Below are 17,533 nucleotides of genomic sequence, written 5' to 3'. Positions count from 1 at the left end.
CCCGCAAGGCCCGTACGGCGCCGAAGGACTTGCTCACGTCCTTCAGGGCCAGGACCGTGGCGTGGGCCCGGGGAGGGCTGGTTCATGGCGGGCTCCTCGGCGGCGGCGGGCCGAGCGCCCGGCGCCGTGAAAGGTTTTCGCATCGTGAAAGGTTTCAATGAGGTTCCCCGGAAGCTAAACGGCCTTCGCGGGCGGCGTCAATGGCCCGTGCTCGACATTCGCGGGTTAATTCCGTGGGGCACGGCTCGAACGGAAGGAGGGGCCGCACGCAGGGTTGACACCTCTCGACGGCTCCCATAACTTCACCGCGATGAAACGATTCATAGTGAATCGAGGCACCGACTCCGGCTCGCCCCGCGAGTCCGCACCACGGGAGCGCTGAGATATGACGGATCGATCCGCCGAGTCCGCGGTGAAGGCGGCGCTCGGATCACAGACCGTCGAGACACCGTCCTGGGCGTTCGGGAATTCGGGCACCCGGTTCAAGGTGTTCGCCCAGCCCGGCGTGCCGCGTACCCCGCGGGAGAAGCTCGCGGACGCCGCGCGGGTGCACGCGCACACGGGAGTCGCGCCCACGGTGGCACTGCACATCCCCTGGGACCGCGTGGACGACTACGGCGCGCTCGCCGCCCACGCCCGGGACCTGGGGCTGCGCATCGGGGCCGTCAACTCGAATGTCTTCCAGGACGACGACTACAAGCTGGGCTCCGTCACTCACCCGGAGCCGGCCGTGCGCCGCAAGGCGCTGGACCATCTTCTGGAGTGCGTCGACATCATGGACGCCACCGGGTCGCGCGATCTGAAGCTGTGGTTCTCCGACGGCATCAACTACCCGGGCCAGGACGACATCTCGGCGCGCCAGGGACGGCTCGCCGAGGCCCTGGCGGCGGTGTACGAGCGGCTCGGCGAGGACCAGCGGATGCTGCTGGAGTACAAGCTGTTCGAACCGGCCTTCTACGCCACGGACGTTCCCGACTGGGGCACGGCGTACGCGCACTGTCTGAAGCTGGGGCCGAAGGCGCAGGTGGTCGTGGACACCGGACACCACGCGCCGGGCACCAATATCGAGTTCATCGTGGCGGTGCTGCTGCGCGAGGGGAAGCTCGGCGGATTCGACTTCAACTCCCGCTTCTACGCGGACGACGATCTGATGGCCGGGGCCGCGGATCCCTTCCAGCTCTTCCGGATCATGTACGAGGTGATCAGGGGCGGCGGGTTCACGGCGGACACCGCCTTCATGCTCGACCAGTGCCACAACATCGAGGAGAAGATCCCCGCGATCATCCGGTCGGTGATGAATGTCCAGGAGGCCACGGCCAAGGCGCTGCTGGTGGACGCGGAGGCACTGGACGCGGCCCAGCGGGGCGGCGACGTACTGGCGGCGAACGCGGTGCTGATGGACGCCTTCAGCACCGATGTGCGGCCGCTGGTCGCGGAGGTACGGACCGGACTCGGCGCGGACGCCGACCCGGTGGCCGCGTACCACGCCTCCGGCTACGGCAAGCGGATCGCCGCCGAGCGGGTCGGCGGCACCCCGGCCGGCTGGGGCGCCTGAGACCCGGCTCGTGACCACCCGCGCCCGATCCACTCGCACAGAGGGACATGATGACCGACCAGCCTCATCTCCATCCGGCGGCGGCCGAGTTGCTCGACCGCTCGCACCGGCTCGGTGCCGATCCGCGCACCACCAACTACGCCGGGGGCAACACCTCCGCTAAGGGATCCGCGACCGATCCCGTGACCGGCGACGATGTCGAGCTGATGTGGGTCAAGGGATCCGGCGGTGATCTGGGCACCCTGGCCGCCGGCGGACTCGCCGTACTGCGCGTCGACCGGCTGCGCGCTCTGACCGCCGTCTACCCGGGGGTGGCGCGCGAGGACGAGATGGTGGCCGCCTTCGACTACTGCCTGCACGGCAAGGGCGGGGCGGCCCCCTCCATCGACACCGCGATGCACGGCCTGGTCGACGCCCCTCATGTGGACCATCTCCACCCCGACTCGGGGATCGCCCTGGCCTGCGCGGCCGACGGGGAGAAGCTGACGGCCGAGTGCTTCGGCGACACGGTGGTGTGGGTGCCCTGGCGGCGGCCCGGTTTCCAGCTCGGGCTGGACATCGCGGCGGTCAAGGAGGCCAACCCGCAGGCGATCGGCTGTGTGCTCGGCGGCCATGGCATCACCGCCTGGGGCGCCACCTCGCGGGAGTGCGAGAGCAACTCGCTGCGGATCATCCGTACCGCCGAGGCGTTCCTGGCCAAGCGCGGCAGACCGGAGCCCTTCGGTCCGGTCCTGCCGGGGTACGAGCCGCTGCCCGAGCGCGAGCGGCGGGCGAAGGCGGCCGCGCTGGCCCCGCTGATCCGCGGGCTGGTCTCCACCGACCGGCGCCAGGTCGGCCACTACACGGCCACGGAACCGGTCCTCGACTTCCTCTCCCGTGCGGAACACCCGCGGCTCGCGGCCCTGGGCACCTCCTGCCCCGACCACTTCCTGCGCACCAAGGTCCGCCCCTTGGTGCTCGATCTGCCCGCGGGCGCGCCACTGGAGCGGATGCGGGAGCGGCTGGGCGAGCTGCACTCCGCGTACCGTGAGGAGTACCGGGCGTACTACGAGCGGCACGCGGTGCCCGGATCGCCACCGATGCGCGGTGCGGATCCGGCGATCGTGCTGGTGCCCGGGGTGGGGATGTTCTCCTTCGGCAAGGACAAGCAGACCGCGCGGGTCGCCGGTGAGTTCTATACGAACGCGGTCAATGTGATGCGGGGCGCCGAGGCGGTCTCCTCGTACACGCCGATCGAGGAGTCCGAGAAGTTCCGTATCGAGTACTGGGAGCTGGAGGAGGCCAAGCTGCGCCGGATGCCGGCTCCGAAGCCGCTGGCGACACGGGTCGCGCTGGTGACGGGGGCGGGCTCGGGCATCGGCAGGGCGATCGCCCGGCGGCTGGCAGCCGAGGGCGCGTGCGTTGTGGTCGCCGATCTCAACGGCGAGAGCGCGGTGAAGGTCGCGGAGGAACTGGGCGGCGCCGACCGGGCCGTGGCGGTCACCGTCGATGTGACGGACGAGGAGCAGATCGGGGCGGCGTTCGACGCGGCCGTCCTCGCCTTCGGCGGGGTGGATCTGATCGTCAACAACGCCGGTATCTCCATCTCCAAGCCGCTGCTGGAGACCACCGCGCGGGACTGGGACCTCCAGCACTCCATCATGGCCCGCGGCTCGTTCCTGGTCTCGCGAGAGGCGGTCCGGGTGATGACCGATCAGGGTTTCGGCGGCGACATCGTCTATGTCGCCTCCAAGAACGCGGTGTTCGCGGGTCCCAACAACATCGCGTACTCCGCCGCCAAGGCCGACCAGGCGCATCAGGTCCGGCTGCTCGCGGCCGAGCTGGGCGGGCTGTCGATCCGGGTGAACGGGGTCAACCCCGATGGGGTGGTGCGCGGTTCGGGGATCTTCGCGGGCGGCTGGGGGGCGCAGCGGGCGGCGGTGTACGGCGTGGAGGAGGCGAAGCTCGGCGAGTTCTACGCCCAGCGCACCCTGCTCAAGCGGGAGGTGCTTCCCGAGCATGTGGCGAACGCGGTGTTCGCGCTGACGGGCGGCGATCTGAGCCACACGACGGGGCTGCATGTGCCCGTGGACGCGGGGGTGGCGGCGGCGTTCCTGCGCTGAGTTCCCGCGCGGCGGGCGTCGCGGTGCGCTGTTCCGGCCGCCCGCACGTGCGGCCGTATGTATGTCGAGGTGTATGTCGAGTCACCATGTTTGCCGAGTCACCGATCCACGAGGTCCGTCGTGTCCCCCACCGCACCGCTCCCCTTCGCCGCCGTCGATCTCGGCGCGTCCAGTGGCCGGGTCATGGTCGGCCATGTCTCCGGCGGTGGTGCGGGCACACTGCGCCTCCAGGAGGTCCACCGGTTCCCCAACCGCCCGGTGCGGACCGGCGGCACACTGCACTGGGACATCCTGTCGCTGTACGGAGGGGTGCTGGACGGGCTGCGGGCCGCGGGTACGGCCGCGGGGCGGGCGCCGGCGAGTGTCGGCATCGACACCTGGGCCGTCGACTACGGGCTGCTCGACGCGGACGGGGCGCTGCTCGGGAATCCGGTGCACTACCGCGACACGCGCACCGAGGGCCGGGCCTCGGCCGTGGCGGCGGTGCTGCCGCCGTCCGGGCTGTACGCGGCGACGGGCATCCAGTACCTGCCGTTCAACACCGTCTACCAGCTCCTGGCGGCGCGGGACAGCGCGGTGTTCGGGGCCGCGCGGCGGCTGCTGCTGATCCCCGATCTCCTCACGTACTGGCTCACCGGAGAGGCGGGCACCGAACTCACCAATGCCTCCACCACCCAGCTCATCGATCCGCGTACCCGGGGCTGGTCGCGGTACGTCGCCGACGCGCTGGGGATCGATCTCGCCCTGTTCGCGCCGTTGCGCGGACCGGGCGATCCCGCGGGTGAGTTGCTCCCCGGTGTACTGGCCGAAACCGGTCTGACGGGGCCCGTCCCGGTGACGGCGGTCGGCTCGCACGACACGGCGTCCGCCGTCGCCGCGGTGCCGGCTTCGGGCGACCGGTTCGCGTATGTCGCCACCGGCACCTGGTCCCTGGCGGGGCTGGAACTGGACGCGCCCGTCCTGACCGAGGAGAGCAGGCGCGCCAACTTCACCAATGAACTGGGCGTCGACGGCACGGTCCGCTATCTGCGCAACATCATGGGTCTCTGGCTGCTCCAGGAGTGCCTGCGGAGCTGGGAGGCGGACGGCACACCGCAGCCGCTGGACCGGCTGCTGCGCGAAGCCGCCGAGGTGCCGGGGCTGCGTTCGTACGTCGACGCCGACGACCCGGCGTTCCTCGCGCCCGGGGACATGCCTCGGCGGATCGTGGACGCCTGCCGGCGTCTGGGCGTACGGGCACCGGAGGGGCCGGCCGAGATCACCCGCTGTGTGCTGGACTCGCTGGCACTCGCGCACCGGCGGGCGGTCGAGGACGCCCAGCGGCTTTCGGGACGGGCCGTGGACACCGTGCATGTGGTGGGCGGCGGCGCGCGCAACGCGCTTCTGTGCGCGCTGACCGCGGACGCCTGCGGGCTGCCCGTCCTGGCGGGGCCGGCGGAGGCGGCGGCGCTCGGGAACGTACTCGTCCAGGCGCGGGCGGCGGGTGCCGTCCAGGGCGGGCTTCCCGAACTGCGGGCCCTGGTCCGCGCCACGCTGGAGCCGCGCCGGTACGAGCCGAGAGGTGAGCGGGGAGCCTGGGACCGGGCCGCGGCGCGGATCGCGGGGCATACCCCACATATGATGGTCACACCGGTCAGAGGTCCCAAGGTGAAGTGATCAGGACGGACGGGCAGGACGAGTGGCACAGACGGTCGGCATCAAGGACGTGGCCCGGCTGGCCGGTGTCTCGGTCGGCACCGTCTCGAATGTCCTGAACCGGCCGGAGAAGGTGTCGGAGCAGACCCTTGTCCGGGTGCGCGCGGTGATCGACCAGCTCGGTTTCGTACGGAGCGAGACAGCACGCCAGCTCCGGGTCGGCACCAGCCGCATTCTGGCCATCCTTGTCCTCGACATGGCGAATCCGTTCTTCGTCGCGGTCGCCAAGGGGGCCGAGCGCGCGGCGCGTGAGGCCGGGCTCGGGGTGATGCTCTGCAACAGCGCGGGCAGCGCGGCCGAGGAGGCGGAGTATCTGGCGCTCTTCGCCGAACAGCGGGTACGCGGAGTGCTGCTCACCCCGGCCGACGCGTCCGGACGCAATGTGCGGGAGTTCGCGCGGCAGGGCATTCCGTACGTCCATGTCGACCGGGCCGTGCCCGCCGCCGAGGGGTGCTCCGTATCGGTGGACGATGTGGCGGGCGGCGCCCTCGCGGTCCGGCATCTGCTGGCGGCGGGGCACCGCTCGGTGACCTATATCAGCGGCCCGATGTCCCTTCCGCAGTGCCGGGACCGCCGTACCGGCGCGCTGGCCGCGCTGCGTGAGGCGGGTCTGCCCGAACAGGCCCTGCGACAGGTCGAGTCGGCGCGGCTGGATGTCGCCTCCGGCATTGACGCGGGGGCCCGGCTGCTGGGTCTCGCGGAGCGTCCCACCGCGGTGTTCTGCGCCAATGACCTGCTGGCGCTGGGGGTGCTCCAGGCCATGTACGGGGCCGGGGTGGACGTGCCCGGTGATGTGTCGATCGTCGGCTACGACGACATCGAGTTCGCCGCGGCGGCCGTCGTACCGCTCACCTCCGTACGGCAGCCGGCCGCCGCGATGGGGCGGGCGGCGGCGGAGATGCTGATGGAGGAGACGGGCCCGGGCGGCGAGCACCATACGCACCGCTCGGTCGTGCTCCAGCCGGAGCTGGTGGTACGGAGCTCAACGCGCCGTCTGAAGCGGCCGGTTCACTGATCAGTTCACCGAACTGTTCACCGATCCGTCGACGTCCGGGGGCCGGTGCGGATTCGCCCATCCGTGTGACCCGCCGGGGGCTCGATGCTGCGACCGGGACCGGTCTGCCTGTCAAGGAGCGGCGTAACAGCGGACCTTGACGGTCTGTTCCGGGCTCCAGCGCTGGTCGACCACGGCCAGCAGGCTCCAGCCGAGGCGCTCGTACAGCGCGGCCGCGGCGGAGTCGGAGGACACCACGTCCAGGACCGGGTGCAGTCCGCGTTCGCGGGCGGCCCGGGCCGCCTGGGACATCAGCAGCGCGCCGATCCCATGGCCGCGCGCCGCCGGGGAGACGAACAGACGGCTGAGCACAGCGGTGTCGGCGACGGCCGTTCCCGCGCGGCTGCTCCACAGGGCGGGGGCCACATCGCCCGCACCGGCCGGGGAGAGCGCGAGATGGCCGACGATCCGTCCGTCCAACTCGGCGACCCAGGCCGCGAGCTGGGTGGGCCGCGCGAGCCAGTCGGCGGGGCATTCGGGCCAGTTCACCGGGTAGCCGTCAACTTCGTGCACCTCGGCGAGTACCTCCAGGCAATCGCCGAGATCCCCCTCGTCACGACTCCGGACATCGCACATGGGAATGTCGTCGGCCGTCGGCATGGTCTGTCGATTCACCGGACCATGCAACCACAACCGGCCATGGGGTCCTTGCCACGCCGGGAGTGATCAGGCACCCGGGCCTGCCCATCGGGACGGGCAACGGAATGGCCGGACTGTGACGGGACTAAGTCCGCATTTGCTGTCAATCGCCGGTGCTTGAGGTGCGGTTGATTCAAGAGAGGGTCAATAATGCGCCAAGACCGGCCAAGTGGCGAGTGTGCCCTGGATAGTCTCCGGCCGTGATATCGACCAGACATGCGAATAGACCTCCCACACCCGACGGCACACCCCGCCGTACACTGCTGCGCGCGGCCCTGGCCGGCGGCGCCGCCACCGCAGGAGTGGCCCTCACCGCGCCCTCCGCCGGCGCCGCAGGCACGAGGCCCCAGCCCCGCCCCCGGCCGGCCACCCCGGCCGAGGCCCTCCGTGAACTCACCGAGGGCAACCGACGCTGGCGAACCTTCCGGGAGCAGCACCCGCACGAGACGGAGACCTTCCGTCAGGCGCTCGTCTCGGGTCAGCACCCCTTCGCCCTCGTCCTGGGCTGCATCGACTCCCGGGTGCCCCCTGAGCTGGTCTTCGACCAGGGCCTCGGCGATCTGATGACCGTGCGCTCGGCCGGCGAGGTCCTCGACGAGGCCGTCCTCGGCAGCATCGCCTACGGCGTGCTGGAACTGGAGATCCCGTTGGTCCTCGTGCTCGGGCACCAGTCCTGCGGCGCCGTGGCCGCGGCGGTCGCCGCCGAGACCAGCGGTGAGGAACTGCCCGCCCACATACAGTACTTGGCCGACCAGATCCGCCCCGCGATCGACCACGCCCAGCAGGGCGACGCCCGTGTGGACGCGACCGTCACCGCCAATGTCGCCCGTGTCCACGGCCTGCTGGCCGCGGAGCCCGACCTCGCGGCGAAGGTGGCCGAGGGCAAGCTGGCCATCGTCGGCGCCCGCTACGAACTCACCACCCAGCTCGTCCACCGGACCGTCTGACGTCGTTTCTCCGTGAGCCGCGCCCTGACCGGGACCGGACAGCGCCCCGGTCAGGGAACGAATACACCCCTCCCCCTTGATGTGGTCGTGACACCTGTGTCATATATGTCTAGACCATTGCCCCCCGGGTGGAGGACACGGCCATGCGAAGGTTCATCAGTCTTGCCGCGCTCACGTCCGCCGTCGTACTCACCGCGGCCGCCTGCGGCTCGAACGACGATGAGCAGAAGGCACCTTCGGCACCTGCAGGGGTCACCGCCCAGGCGGGCAGCGCCACTTCGGTCCATGTGATGTGGAACCAGCCCTCGGAGAAAGCCGGGATATCCGGCTACGAGGTGTACCGGGGCAAGAGCAAGGTCAAGGACGTCCCGGCCGGCACAACCATGATCGATGTGACCGGGCTGAAGCCGTCGACCTCGTACACCTTCTCCGTCCGGGCCAGGATCGACGACGGCACCTACTCGCCCCGCAGCGGCGAGATACCCGTCACCACGCCCGCCGCGATCGCGGAGGACAAGGTGGCCCCGGAGCAGCCCCAGAAGCTGGCGGGCAAGAGCGACGGCGCACGGGCGGCCCGGCTGAGCTGGGCCAAGGCCACCGGCGGCGACCAGGGCATCACCTCCTACGACATCTATCAGGGCGGCTCCAAGATCCACAGCGTGAGCGGCGACGAGACCTCGGCCCACATCACCCTGCTGCGGCCCGGGACCCGCTACAGCTTCACGGTCGCCGCACGCGACGCGGCCGACAACACCTCGCCCGCCAGCCGAGCCGTCGAGATCACCACCCCCCGCGGCCCAGGCGACGACCCCGACACCGCCCCGATCGACTTCCGCGCGACGACGCACTCGGCCGACGGCGGTCACTATGTCGACCTGTCCTGGTTCGCACCGAAGACCGGCACCGATGTGCCCTCGTACCAGATCTATGTCAACGGAACGTTCGCGACGACCCTGATCTGGGGCGGCGAGCCTCCCAAGGGCCGCGCCACCTACAGCGTGTTCGTGAGCAAGAAGGCCGACGAGACCTACCGAGTGAAGCTTCGCGCCAAGCTTCCCGACGGCAACTGGGGCAAGTTTTCCGAGGAGCGCTCCATCGTCACTGGCGCGACCCGGCGCTGACTCCCGAAGCGGCCGGTCCTATCTCGTCGAGGTGCTCCTCGACCCAGGCACGCACCTGCCCCAGGGGTTCAGCGACACCTCTGCCGAGCGCGGTGAGCGCGTACTCGACATGGAGGGGAACGGCCGGATAAACGGTGCGGTCCACAAAGCCATGGTCCTCCAGTCTGCGCAGTGTGTTCGTCAGCACCTTGGGGCTGACGCCCTGAAGCCGTCGCTGGAGCGCACCGAAGCGCTGAGGTCCGTCCTCCATCGCGCCGATGGCGAGTGCGGCCCACTTATTGGCCAGCAGATCGAGCACTTCACGGCAAGGACACTGCGCGGCGTACACATCATGGCCGCCGGAGTGTTGGCCCGTGGGGCAGCTTGTGGCCATTGTGTCTCCCGTCACCCGGTTCTGAGCTGCATGCTTCCCCATAGATAGTATCTGCCTTCGCGGGCCTGGACCTTCGCTCCCTTCTGATCCTGAGCCTGGTCAGCAGCCCCTTGCGGCCGTCCCGGCGCAGCGGGGACCCGGATGCCGCAGCCGGCGCCGGAGCGGCCCTGCCGCCGAACTGGTCGGACGGCTCGGACGGCTCACACAGGTCGCTCGGGCCGGACGACTCGGATGGGGCAGATGGGTCGCCATCGCCCGGATCACCATCGGACGGACCGTCAACTGGTCGTCTGCCAGGGCCGAGAACGGGTTCGCCGGGGCGCGGCGCGGGGCGCGTACACCGGGCCTCCTCAAGAAGCATCTCCAGGCTGCCGCAGTGCCATTGGATCTCGTCCGGATGGTCGGCCAGCAGCAGACGCCGTACCGTCGCCTGCGCCGCCTCGGACGCCGGGTGCCCGGGGGCCAACTCCGGTCGCAATCGGTTCAGACAGGCCCGTTCGTACGGGTCACGCACCAGCTCGGCCAGATGCCCCGGATCGAGTACGGAGCCGACGACGGCCGCGCGCTCCCAGGGGTCCTCGCTCTGGTGCAGCAGATGGCCGATACGTCTCCCCCGCCAGTTCCGCGCTCGCCGGTCGTCCTCCGAATCCGGGCCGAGGCGCAGCGCCAGAGGCAGCCGACCGGTGAGCAGGGCCGGTTCCCTGCCGGCGAACTCCTTCAGCTCATCGGCCAGATAGAGCCAGACGACGGCGCGATAGCGATTCAGATAGAACGTCACAGGAGCGACGCACCCCGCGCGCGCCAGCCGGGTGAAGCGGCCCGGGCTGACGGAGATCAGCTCCGCGCCCTCCGCCGTGCCCACGGTCCGAACCCGCTGTCGCAACGTGTCCGGGAACCCCTGCGCCGCCCGCAGACGGTCGATCTCCTGCCGGGTGACCTGCCGCCGTCCTGCGGCCGGTCCGGCGATGGTGCGGACATGGCCCAACTGTGTGGCCAGCTCGAACTCTCCGCGTCTCAGCTCCAGCTCGCGCGCCGCCCGCACAACCCCGACCGTGCGCGCCCGCTTTCCTGCGGCGCCAACCTCGGGTCCGGCGTCGGCGCCGGCCGGTCCGCGATCCGGATCCCGGTCCCGCATCTGATCCCGGATCCCCTGATCCCGGATCCACTGCTGGTTCCGGAAGTCGCCGTACGTATGGCTGACAGACATGGTGGTCCTCCCCCGCGAGTCGTAACTACTCTCGGTGACGACCGTATCGCGGTGGCGGCATTTCTCGCGCGGCCTGTGGACAACTCAGCAGGCGTAGCGAAAAGCCCAGTTCAGAGGCCGCTCAGACTGGTCTCGCCCGGGTACCTGACCGCGACTCCGAGGTGCTCGCCGACCCGGTTGACGAGCAGCGTCATCTCGTACGCGACCTGCCCGACATCGGCCTCGGCCGCCGTCAGGACGCACAAGCAGCTTCCGTCCCCCGCCGCGGTGACGAACAGCAGAGCCTCGTCGAACTCGACCATGGTCTGGCGGGCCTGACCGGCCCTGAAGTGGCGCCCTGACCCTCGGGCGAGGCTGTGCAGCCCGGACGAGACCGCCGCGAGATGCTCCGCGTCCTCGCGCACCAGTCCCGTACTCGCCCCGGTCACCAGACCGTCGTTGGACAGGACCAGCGCGTGCGTTATGTGCTCGACCCGCTCCGTCAGGTCGTCCAGCAGCCAGTCAAGTCCCTTTTCGAGTGGCATTGTCATTCCTCCCCGTTCAGATGTTCCCCGTGGCCGGCAACTCCCCGTAGCCTTCCGCACCCGCCGCTCCCGGGCAAGCGTTCCCCGGGCCCCCGGACCCCGGCGCACAGCGGGGGCGTCGTATCGCGCGGGGCGCGTACCCGACGGAAAATTGCGGACATGGCGACACAGATGAAGAAGGACGAGTGGCAGAGCTTTGTCTCCAAAGGGACACGCACCGGAAAGCTGTCCACCGTGCGGGCCGACGGAAGCCCTCATATCGCGCCCATCTGGTTCCTACTGGACGGGGACGATCTTGTCTTCAACACCGGCAGGGAGACCGTGAAGGGACGCAATCTGCTCCGTGAGGGCAGGGCAGCGCTGTGTGTGGACGACGAACGCCCGCCGTTCGCCTTCGTGGTGATCCAGGGCCGGGCCGAAATCGACGAGGATCCAGGACAGTTGCGCGCGTGGGCCACGCGCATCGCGGCACGCTACATGGGCGAGGACCGCGCGGAGGAGTACGGGGAGCGCAACGGTGTGCCCGGTGAGCTGTTGGTGCGCCTGAGGCCCGACAAGGTCTCGGCCTACACGTCCGTGGCGGGCTGAAGGACACTCCAGCACACTCCGAAAAAACCGAAAGGACCAAAGGGCCGAGACAGCGAAGGGCCTGAGGAACCAGAAAGGGTGGGTCCCGACGCCGCCTGGAACGGCGTCAGGACCCACGTCACTTCACCTTGCCGACTTGATCGATGTGCCGGTTTGCCGGTTCACAGCCTGGTGGCTGCCAGTCTCACCCGCCGGACATGCTCAGCCGCTCCACCGGCCCCGAGAGCACGGCCTTGAAGTGGCGGCTGGCCTCATCCACGAGAACCTCATTCTCGCCCTTCTCCAGCGCGGTCAGCACCTCGCGCGCCACAGTCCGAGGATCGGCCTTGGGCACGTCCAGTGCCCGGATCATGTCGGTGTCGGTGTAACCGAGATGCACACCCAGCACCTGAGTGCCCTGAGGGCGCAGTTCCAGCCGGAGCGAGTTGGTGAGCGACCAGAAGGCCGCCTTCGTGGCACCGTAGGCACCACTGCCGGCCGCCCAGGACAGCGCCGAGTGGATGTCGACCAGCGCGCCGCCGCCCTGGGCCGCAAGGACCGGCGCGAAGGTCTGGGCGATCCGCAGCGCGCCGATGACATTGGCCTCGAAGAGGGCCCTGACCTGGTCCAGATCGGTCGTGAGAAGCGGGTTCATGTCCCCGATCCCCGCGTTGTTGAAGACGATCGAGACATCGCCCGCGGCGCGGGCCAGCTCGGCGACCGAATCGGCGTCGGTCACCTCCAGCGGCAGCGGAACGACCCTCGGGTCGGGATCGGCGACGGGCGTACGGGCCGTGGCGTAGACCTTGGCGGCCCCCGCCTCCAGCAGTTCCTGTACGAAAGCGCGGCCCAGCCCACGCTGTCCACCGGTGACCAGGACGGTTGCTCCACTGACGGTGGTCATGGCATCTCCTCGGGGTGACGGCTCACTGCGTTAAGGACGCGCGCACCGCACGCGTCACGAATGACATCCGACAGAAGCGTCATCATTTAGCTTCTGTCGTCGACAACAGTGCTCGCCTTCCACGACATAGTCAAGTACGCTTTGCCTATGTCTTGGGTAGCCAGTGGGCGGTATCGCATACGAGAGGCTCCCGATGGGCTCGCACTGGTGCAGGATCTGATCAACACACGCGCGATCAGGGATTACGCGCCTGATCTCCTGGCCGATCGCGAGTCCGCAGAGGAGTGGCTGACGGGTGCCGCCGGGGCCTGGGCGCGCATCCATGGCCTCGACGTCCCGGACTGCTCGCTGTCGGAGGCGGATCCGGGCGCGCTCCGCGACCTCAGGGCGACCTTCCACGAGCTGATCACCGGCACAGGAGGCGGCATCGGCGCAGGAGGCGACAGGGGAAGCGATACGGGAGATGACACCCCCGCTCTCACCTCCGGCTCCGGCTCCGGCAAGGCGCGTACAGCCGGTCGGGGCGCCACCGTACGGCTCGCTCCCGACACCGATGGGCGGGTACGGATGGTCCCCGTAGGCCGGGGACGCCAGTGGCTGGAGTCGGCGCTCTGGTCGGAGATCCTGCTCGCCCAGCGGACCGGGACCTGGCCCCGACTCAAGATGTGCCGTAACCCCGAGTGCGCTTCGGCCTTCTACGACATCTCGCGCAACAACAGCGGTGTCTGGCACGACGCCAAGGTCTGCGGCAACGCCGTCAACCTCCGCGCCTCGCGAGAGCGCAGGAGGCTCCGCGAGAGCGGCGGCTCCTGATCGACAACGGCGGCCATCGTCCCTGGTCCGAGCGACACCCCCGGCCCGCTCAGGAGTCCCCCGCCAGCCGGGCCGCCCGGATCGTCAGATAGTGCCGCTCCGGAAGGCTGGTCGTACGGTTCGCCGCCTCCCGGTAGTTCTCCACCGCCCCCTGCCGGTCGCCCGCCATCTCCAGCAGATGCGCACGCACCACGGCCAGCCGGTGATTCCCCTTCAGCCGCCCGTCCGCGTCGAGCGACTCGACGATGTCGAGCCCGGCCTTCGCGCCGCGCACCATCGCCACCGCCACCGCCCGGTTGAGCGAGACCACCGGATTGGGGCCGAGCTGCTCCAGCACTCCGTACAGGGCGAGGATCTGCGGCCAGTCCGTGTCCTCGGCCGTCTCCGCCTCGTCGTGCACGGCGGCGATCGCCGCCTGGACCTGATACGGGCCGAGCGGCCCCTTGGGCAGGGTGGCCGTGATGAGCGCCGTGCCCTCCTCCATGGCTTTTCTGTCCCAGAGCCGCCGGTCCTGCTCCGCCAGCGGGATCAGCTCACCGGCCGGGCCCGTGCGTGCCGCGCTCCTGGCGTCGGTGAGCAGCATCAGCGCGAGCAGGCCCGCGACCTCGCTGTCGTCCGGGAGCATGTCGTACGCCGCCCTGGTCAGCCGGATCGCCTCCCGGGACAGCTCGACCCGTTGCAGATCGGCCCCCTCACCGGCGGCGTACCCCTCGTTGAAGATCAGATAGAGAACGTGCAGCACGGCGTCGAGCCGCCTTGCGCGGTCCTTCCCGTCCGGCATCACGAACGGGATCCCCGACGCCTTTATCCGCTGCTTGGCCCGGCTGATCCGCTGGCCCATGGTCGCCTCGGGCACCATGAACGCGCGGGCGATCTCAGCCGTCGTCAGACCGCCCACACAGCGCAGTGTCAGCGCGATCGCCGCCGTGGCGGACAGCGCGGGATGGCAGCACAGGAAGAGCAGGGTCAGTGAGTCGTCCCTGGCGGCAGGGTCGTCGCTGTCGGCGGGCGGCGCCGTCCGCCGATCGGCGGGCTCACGGGCGGCCACCAGATCCTCCCGGCGCCGACGCGCCTGTTCACCCCGTACCTGCTCGGTCATTCGGCGGCTCGCGACCTGGATCAGCCAGCCGCGCGGATTGCCGGGCACGCCCTCGGCGGGCCACTGAACAGCCGCGGCCAGCAACGCTTCCTGTACGGCGTCCTCGGCCGTGCCGAAGTCCCCGAACCTGCGGGTGAGCACGCCGACGACCTGCGGCGCCAGGGTGCGCAGCAGGTCCTCGACGGGCTTGCCCCCGTGATCGGCTCCCGGGCCGGCCGGGCGATCGCCGGCCCGGCCGGTGGGGGCGTTCGTATCAGTCAGTGCTCACAGCTCCTCCGGCGGGCCCGCCATCACCTGGCGGACCTCGATCGGCATGTTCAGCGGCTTGCCGGCGGGCCCGGGGGCCGCCGACACATGCGCGGCCAGCTCGATCGCACGCTCCGCGCTGTCGCAGTCGACGATCCAGAACCCGGCCAGGAACTCCTTGGTCTCAGGGTAGGGACCCTCGGTGACAACGGGCGTCCCGCCGCTGCCCGCCCGTACGATCCTGGCCTGATCAGTGCCCGCGAGCCCCTCCGCCGTCACCAGTTCGCCCGTCTTCGAGAACTTCTCGTTGGTGTCGTGCATGAAGGCGATATGGGCCCGGATCTCCTCGGGCGACCACTCCGTGATCGGCGGGAAGTCCACGGTCTTCTCGCTGAACTGCATGAGCAGCATGTACTTCATGACCTTCTCCTCACTGTCGCGCCCCTTCGGGCGCTCTCACGGACAGGTCGAAGCACGCGCCGCGATTTCGACGTCCCCGACGAGGACACGCGAAGATTTCTCAGAAAAAGTTATCGGCAATCCGGGCGGTCCGCGCGTCGCGGCCGGGACCGGTACTGCGCGATCATGTCTCCATGCCTCACGATCACACGCGGGTGCGGGAGTTCTTCGGCGCCAGGGCGGCCGGCTGGGACGCGCGGTTCCCTGACGACGGTCCCGCCTACGCCGCTGCCGTCGCGGATCTCGGGCTGCGCCCCGGTGACACCGTCCTGGACGCGGGCTGCGGGACGGGGCGCGCGCTGCCACCGTTGCGCGAGGCCGTGGGTCCGCGGGGCACGGTGCTGGGCATCGATCTCACACCGGAGATGCTGGAGCAGGCGGTACGGGCCGGCCGCCGGGCCAGTGGGACGCTGCTGCTCGCCGATGTGGGCCGACTGCCGCTGGGCTCGCATGTGCTGGACGCGGTTTTCGGCGCGGGGCTGATCGCGCACCTTCCGCGCCCCGGCGAGAATCTGCGCGAGCTGGCCAGGGTTGTCAGGCCGGGCGGCAAGCTGGCGCTGTTCCATCCCCTCGGCCGGGCCGCGCTGGCCGCCCGGCAAGGACGGCAGATCTCGGATGACGATCTGCGGGCCGAGCCACGTCTGCGCCCGCTGCTGGCGGGGGCGGGCTGGCGGCTGGAGTCGTACGCCGACGAGGACTCCCGTTTTCTGGCCGTGGCGGTACGGCAGGACTGATCCGGGTCCCGTCCCGGTCGGACGGTCTCCCGGCCGAAAGGTCTCCCAGTCGGGCGGTCTTCTGCCGGGGGCCTCGCGACCGTACGTTGGAGGGACGGGCGCGGCGGCCGTACGGTACGCGCCTCCGTCTCGTAGCGGCATGCCAGACAGCAGGGGGAAGGTGGACCCGGTGTTCAGCAAAGTGCGCAGAATCCTCGGCCAGGAGCACACCACCGCCCCGGCCGCCCGGCCCCGCCCGCGTCCGCACAATCTGTTCGAGGCCGCCGCCACCCATGTCGCGGCGTGCGCGGAGGACGACCAGCGGCGGGCCGACGAGGCGGCGGGCTGGGTCTCACCGGAGGCGCTCGCCTTCGGGATCAGCGAACTCGCCTGCCGGGCTGTGATCGCTCTGGCCCGGGAGCGCGACGAGTCCCCGCAGGCCGTGGCCCGGACCCTGCTGGGACTCCCCGCCCTGTGACGAGCGGCTGCCCGCGGTGTGACCACCGGCTCGGTTCCGGACCCTCGACGTCCGCGTTACTCACTGGTTAGGGTGCGCCGACAACGGACCGTATGGGGAGGTGCGCCGTGGCCGGAACGGACGACTCCGTGGACGATGACCCGCTGTATGTGCTGACCGCCGCGCTGCTCACACCCGCGCGATTCCCCGCCGTACTCGGCGACGACTATCCGGAGGCCTGCGCCGCGCTGGGTCTTGAGCCGTACGACCGGGGATACGGGCTGGTCATGGGCCAGGACGGCGGAGGCGCCCGCTGGACGGTCGTGGTGGACGACGTCTCTCTGGTCGCCGTCGCGATCGCGTCCTGGGACTGCGGTATGGAGTACGACCTGTCTCCCGGGGAACGGACCGTGGTCTGCGCGCTGCCCGGCTGGCCGGTCGCCCTGTCCGTACGCGCACCCGGCCTGCCCGCCCCGCACGACCCCGCGCCGGAACCCGGCTCCGAGGGGGACGGCGACTGGCCGGTGCTCACACCGCCCGACACCGAGAGCTGGGGCCCGGCGCAGCGCCGCCTCGGCGCGGACGAGATCGCCCTGCAGTGGGCGTCATGGCGGGAACGGCTCGCCGGGGCGCCCACCGCGCAGCCGAAGCCCCCGGACCGCGTGAAGCTTCCAAAGCCCCCGGGCAGTGCGAAATCCCCCGGTACCGAAGACAAAGCCGAGCGGAAGAGCGCAGCGGACCCCGGAGACGGGGCGAAGTACACCGGCGAGAAGCCCACACCCGCCGGGCACCCCGGCATCCGGCGCGTGTTGCAGGAACTCCATGGCTATCTGGACAAGGCGCCGCCGCTCGGCCGTGTCCGCTCCAGCTTCGCCCCTGACGACGCCCGGACACTCCGCGCCGACGGCCCCGGCTGGTCGTTTGTCGCCAGGACCGACGACATGGCATTCGTGCTGCTGGACGCGGAACCGGGCGAGGTCCTGCCGATCGGGCGCGGCACCGAACTCCCCGCGCTGCTCACGGCCCTCGACGACATGGCCGTACGCCCGACCTGACCC

At 70.4% G+C, this 17,533-nt stretch carries 18 protein-coding genes; 11 read left to right on the top strand and 7 right to left on the bottom strand.

What is annotated here, in order from left to right:
- The first annotated feature begins 385 nt into the window (after window positions 1-385).
- The 4 genes from rhaI to WH07_RS08140 all read left to right on the top strand — a co-directional run bounded on the left by rhaI (window position 386) and on the right by WH07_RS08140 (window position 6,367).
- Window positions 386-1,555: an L-rhamnose isomerase gene (gene rhaI / locus WH07_RS08155; protein ID WP_046497161.1), complete on the top strand. Its 1,170-nt coding sequence runs from the start codon at window positions 386-388 to the stop codon at window positions 1,553-1,555.
- 50 nt (window positions 1,556-1,605) lie between these two features.
- The gene (locus tag WH07_RS08150) at window positions 1,606-3,657 is read left to right on the top strand and encodes a bifunctional rhamnulose-1-phosphate aldolase/short-chain dehydrogenase (RefSeq protein WP_046497159.1); all 2,052 of its coding nucleotides are present in this window, start codon (window positions 1,606-1,608) and stop codon (window positions 3,655-3,657) included.
- A 120-nt stretch (window positions 3,658-3,777) separates the two neighbouring features.
- Window positions 3,778-5,313 carry a rhamnulokinase gene (locus WH07_RS08145; protein ID WP_269801357.1) on the top strand — a complete coding sequence of 512 codons (1,536 nt, stop codon included), beginning with the start codon at window positions 3,778-3,780 and terminating at the stop codon, window positions 5,311-5,313.
- Window positions 5,314-5,335: 22 nt separating this feature from the next.
- Entirely contained in the window at window positions 5,336-6,367 is a 1,032-nt protein-coding gene (locus tag WH07_RS08140) for a LacI family DNA-binding transcriptional regulator (RefSeq protein WP_046497157.1), read from the top strand.
- 111 nt (window positions 6,368-6,478) lie between these two features.
- Here the strand turns inward: WH07_RS08140 and WH07_RS08135 are convergent, their stop codons facing one another.
- Window positions 6,479-6,982: a GNAT family N-acetyltransferase gene (locus WH07_RS08135; protein WP_046497167.1), complete on the bottom strand. Its 504-nt coding sequence runs from the start codon at window positions 6,980-6,982 to the stop codon at window positions 6,479-6,481.
- Between the two features lie 263 nt (window positions 6,983-7,245).
- On the opposite strand from WH07_RS08135, the gene WH07_RS08130 reads away from it, so the two are divergent.
- Window positions 7,246-7,992 carry a carbonic anhydrase gene (locus WH07_RS08130; protein WP_046497155.1) on the top strand — a complete coding sequence of 249 codons (747 nt, stop codon included), beginning with the start codon at window positions 7,246-7,248 and terminating at the stop codon, window positions 7,990-7,992.
- Window positions 7,993-8,135: 143 nt separating this feature from the next.
- Window positions 8,136-9,113: a fibronectin type III domain-containing protein gene (locus tag WH07_RS08125; protein WP_046497154.1), complete on the top strand. Its 978-nt coding sequence runs from the start codon at window positions 8,136-8,138 to the stop codon at window positions 9,111-9,113.
- Here WH07_RS08125 and WH07_RS08120 read toward each other — a convergent pair.
- From WH07_RS08120 to WH07_RS08110, 3 genes are all read right to left on the bottom strand, one after another.
- Window positions 9,091-9,411 carry a winged helix-turn-helix transcriptional regulator gene (locus WH07_RS08120; protein ID WP_232788777.1) on the bottom strand — a complete coding sequence of 107 codons (321 nt, stop codon included), beginning with the start codon at window positions 9,409-9,411 and terminating at the stop codon, window positions 9,091-9,093. The genes WH07_RS08125 and WH07_RS08120 overlap by 23 nt on opposite strands.
- Before the next feature lie 31 nt (window positions 9,412-9,442).
- Window positions 9,443-10,693: a DUF6397 family protein gene (locus tag WH07_RS08115; RefSeq protein WP_052744291.1), complete on the bottom strand. Its 1,251-nt coding sequence runs from the start codon at window positions 10,691-10,693 to the stop codon at window positions 9,443-9,445.
- 110 nt (window positions 10,694-10,803) lie between these two features.
- Window positions 10,804-11,217, bottom strand: a complete 414-nt coding sequence (locus tag WH07_RS08110; RefSeq protein ID WP_046497149.1) for a roadblock/LC7 domain-containing protein — start codon at window positions 11,215-11,217, stop codon at window positions 10,804-10,806.
- Between the two features lie 159 nt (window positions 11,218-11,376).
- Here WH07_RS08110 and WH07_RS08105 point away from each other — a divergent pair, with 159 nt between their 5' ends.
- Entirely contained in the window at window positions 11,377-11,805 is a 429-nt protein-coding gene (locus WH07_RS08105; RefSeq protein ID WP_046497148.1) for a PPOX class F420-dependent oxidoreductase, read from the top strand.
- A 184-nt stretch (window positions 11,806-11,989) separates the two neighbouring features.
- Here WH07_RS08105 and WH07_RS08100 read toward each other — a convergent pair whose 3' ends face one another.
- Window positions 11,990-12,688 carry an SDR family oxidoreductase gene (locus WH07_RS08100; RefSeq protein ID WP_046497146.1) on the bottom strand — a complete coding sequence of 233 codons (699 nt, stop codon included), beginning with the start codon at window positions 12,686-12,688 and terminating at the stop codon, window positions 11,990-11,992.
- 207 nt (window positions 12,689-12,895) lie between these two features.
- Here WH07_RS08100 and WH07_RS08095 point away from each other — a divergent pair, with 207 nt between their 5' ends.
- Window positions 12,896-13,501 (top strand): CGNR zinc finger domain-containing protein, encoded by a 606-nt coding sequence (locus WH07_RS08095; protein WP_232788776.1) that lies wholly within the window; start codon window positions 12,896-12,898, stop codon window positions 13,499-13,501.
- A 49-nt stretch (window positions 13,502-13,550) separates the two neighbouring features.
- Here the strand turns inward: WH07_RS08095 and WH07_RS08090 are convergent, their stop codons facing one another.
- A complete protein-coding gene (locus WH07_RS08090) occupies window positions 13,551-14,774 on the bottom strand; it encodes an RNA polymerase sigma factor (RefSeq protein ID WP_046497143.1) in 1,224 nt (407 codons plus the stop codon).
- A gap of 90 nt (window positions 14,775-14,864) precedes the next feature.
- Window positions 14,865-15,266, bottom strand: a complete 402-nt coding sequence (locus tag WH07_RS08085) for a YciI family protein (protein WP_046497141.1) — start codon at window positions 15,264-15,266, stop codon at window positions 14,865-14,867.
- A gap of 173 nt (window positions 15,267-15,439) precedes the next feature.
- Here WH07_RS08085 and WH07_RS08080 point away from each other — a divergent pair, with 173 nt between their 5' ends.
- The 3 genes from WH07_RS08080 (at window position 15,440) to WH07_RS08070 (ending at window position 17,530) form a co-directional block, all read left to right on the top strand.
- The gene (locus WH07_RS08080; protein WP_046497138.1) at window positions 15,440-16,039 is read left to right on the top strand and encodes a class I SAM-dependent methyltransferase; all 600 of its coding nucleotides are present in this window, start codon (window positions 15,440-15,442) and stop codon (window positions 16,037-16,039) included.
- Window positions 16,040-16,178: 139 nt separating this feature from the next.
- Window positions 16,179-16,496 (top strand): hypothetical protein, encoded by a 318-nt coding sequence (locus WH07_RS08075; RefSeq protein WP_232788774.1) that lies wholly within the window; start codon window positions 16,179-16,181, stop codon window positions 16,494-16,496.
- Window positions 16,497-16,603: 107 nt separating this feature from the next.
- A complete protein-coding gene (locus tag WH07_RS08070) occupies window positions 16,604-17,530 on the top strand; it encodes a hypothetical protein (RefSeq protein WP_046497136.1) in 927 nt (308 codons plus the stop codon).
- The last annotated feature ends 3 nt before the right edge of the window (window positions 17,531-17,533 follow it).

It is taken from the genome of Streptomyces odonnellii, from assembly GCF_000981895.1.
Lineage (GTDB): Bacteria > Actinomycetota > Actinomycetes > Streptomycetales > Streptomycetaceae > Streptomyces > Streptomyces odonnellii.
The sequence above is the reverse complement of the archived record's forward strand: the minus strand, read 5'-3'. Positions and strand labels throughout refer to the sequence as shown.

What these genes read in the sequence shown, in the direction of transcription:
- rhaI (WP_046497161.1), top strand. Translation starts at nt 386, where the DNA reads ATGACGGATCGATCCGCCGAGTCCGCGGTGAAGGCGGCGCTCGGATCA.
- WH07_RS08150 (WP_046497159.1), top strand. Translation starts at nt 1,606, where the DNA reads ATGACCGACCAGCCTCATCTCCATCCGGCGGCGGCCGAGTTGCTCGAC.
- WH07_RS08135 (WP_046497167.1), bottom strand. Translation starts at nt 6,982, where the DNA reads ATGTGCGATGTCCGGAGTCGTGACGAGGGGGATCTCGGCGATTGCCTG.
- WH07_RS08125 (WP_046497154.1), top strand. Translation starts at nt 8,136, where the DNA reads ATGCGAAGGTTCATCAGTCTTGCCGCGCTCACGTCCGCCGTCGTACTC.
- WH07_RS08115 (WP_052744291.1), bottom strand. Translation starts at nt 10,693, where the DNA reads ATGTCTGTCAGCCATACGTACGGCGACTTCCGGAACCAGCAGTGGATC.
- WH07_RS08110 (WP_046497149.1), bottom strand. Translation starts at nt 11,217, where the DNA reads ATGCCACTCGAAAAGGGACTTGACTGGCTGCTGGACGACCTGACGGAG.
- WH07_RS08105 (WP_046497148.1), top strand. Translation starts at nt 11,377, where the DNA reads ATGGCGACACAGATGAAGAAGGACGAGTGGCAGAGCTTTGTCTCCAAA.
- WH07_RS08100 (WP_046497146.1), bottom strand. Translation starts at nt 12,688, where the DNA reads ATGACCACCGTCAGTGGAGCAACCGTCCTGGTCACCGGTGGACAGCGT.
- WH07_RS08085 (WP_046497141.1), bottom strand. Translation starts at nt 15,266, where the DNA reads ATGAAGTACATGCTGCTCATGCAGTTCAGCGAGAAGACCGTGGACTTC.
- WH07_RS08080 (WP_046497138.1), top strand. Translation starts at nt 15,440, where the DNA reads ATGCCTCACGATCACACGCGGGTGCGGGAGTTCTTCGGCGCCAGGGCG.
- WH07_RS08075 (WP_232788774.1), top strand. Translation starts at nt 16,179, where the DNA reads ATGCCAGACAGCAGGGGGAAGGTGGACCCGGTGTTCAGCAAAGTGCGC.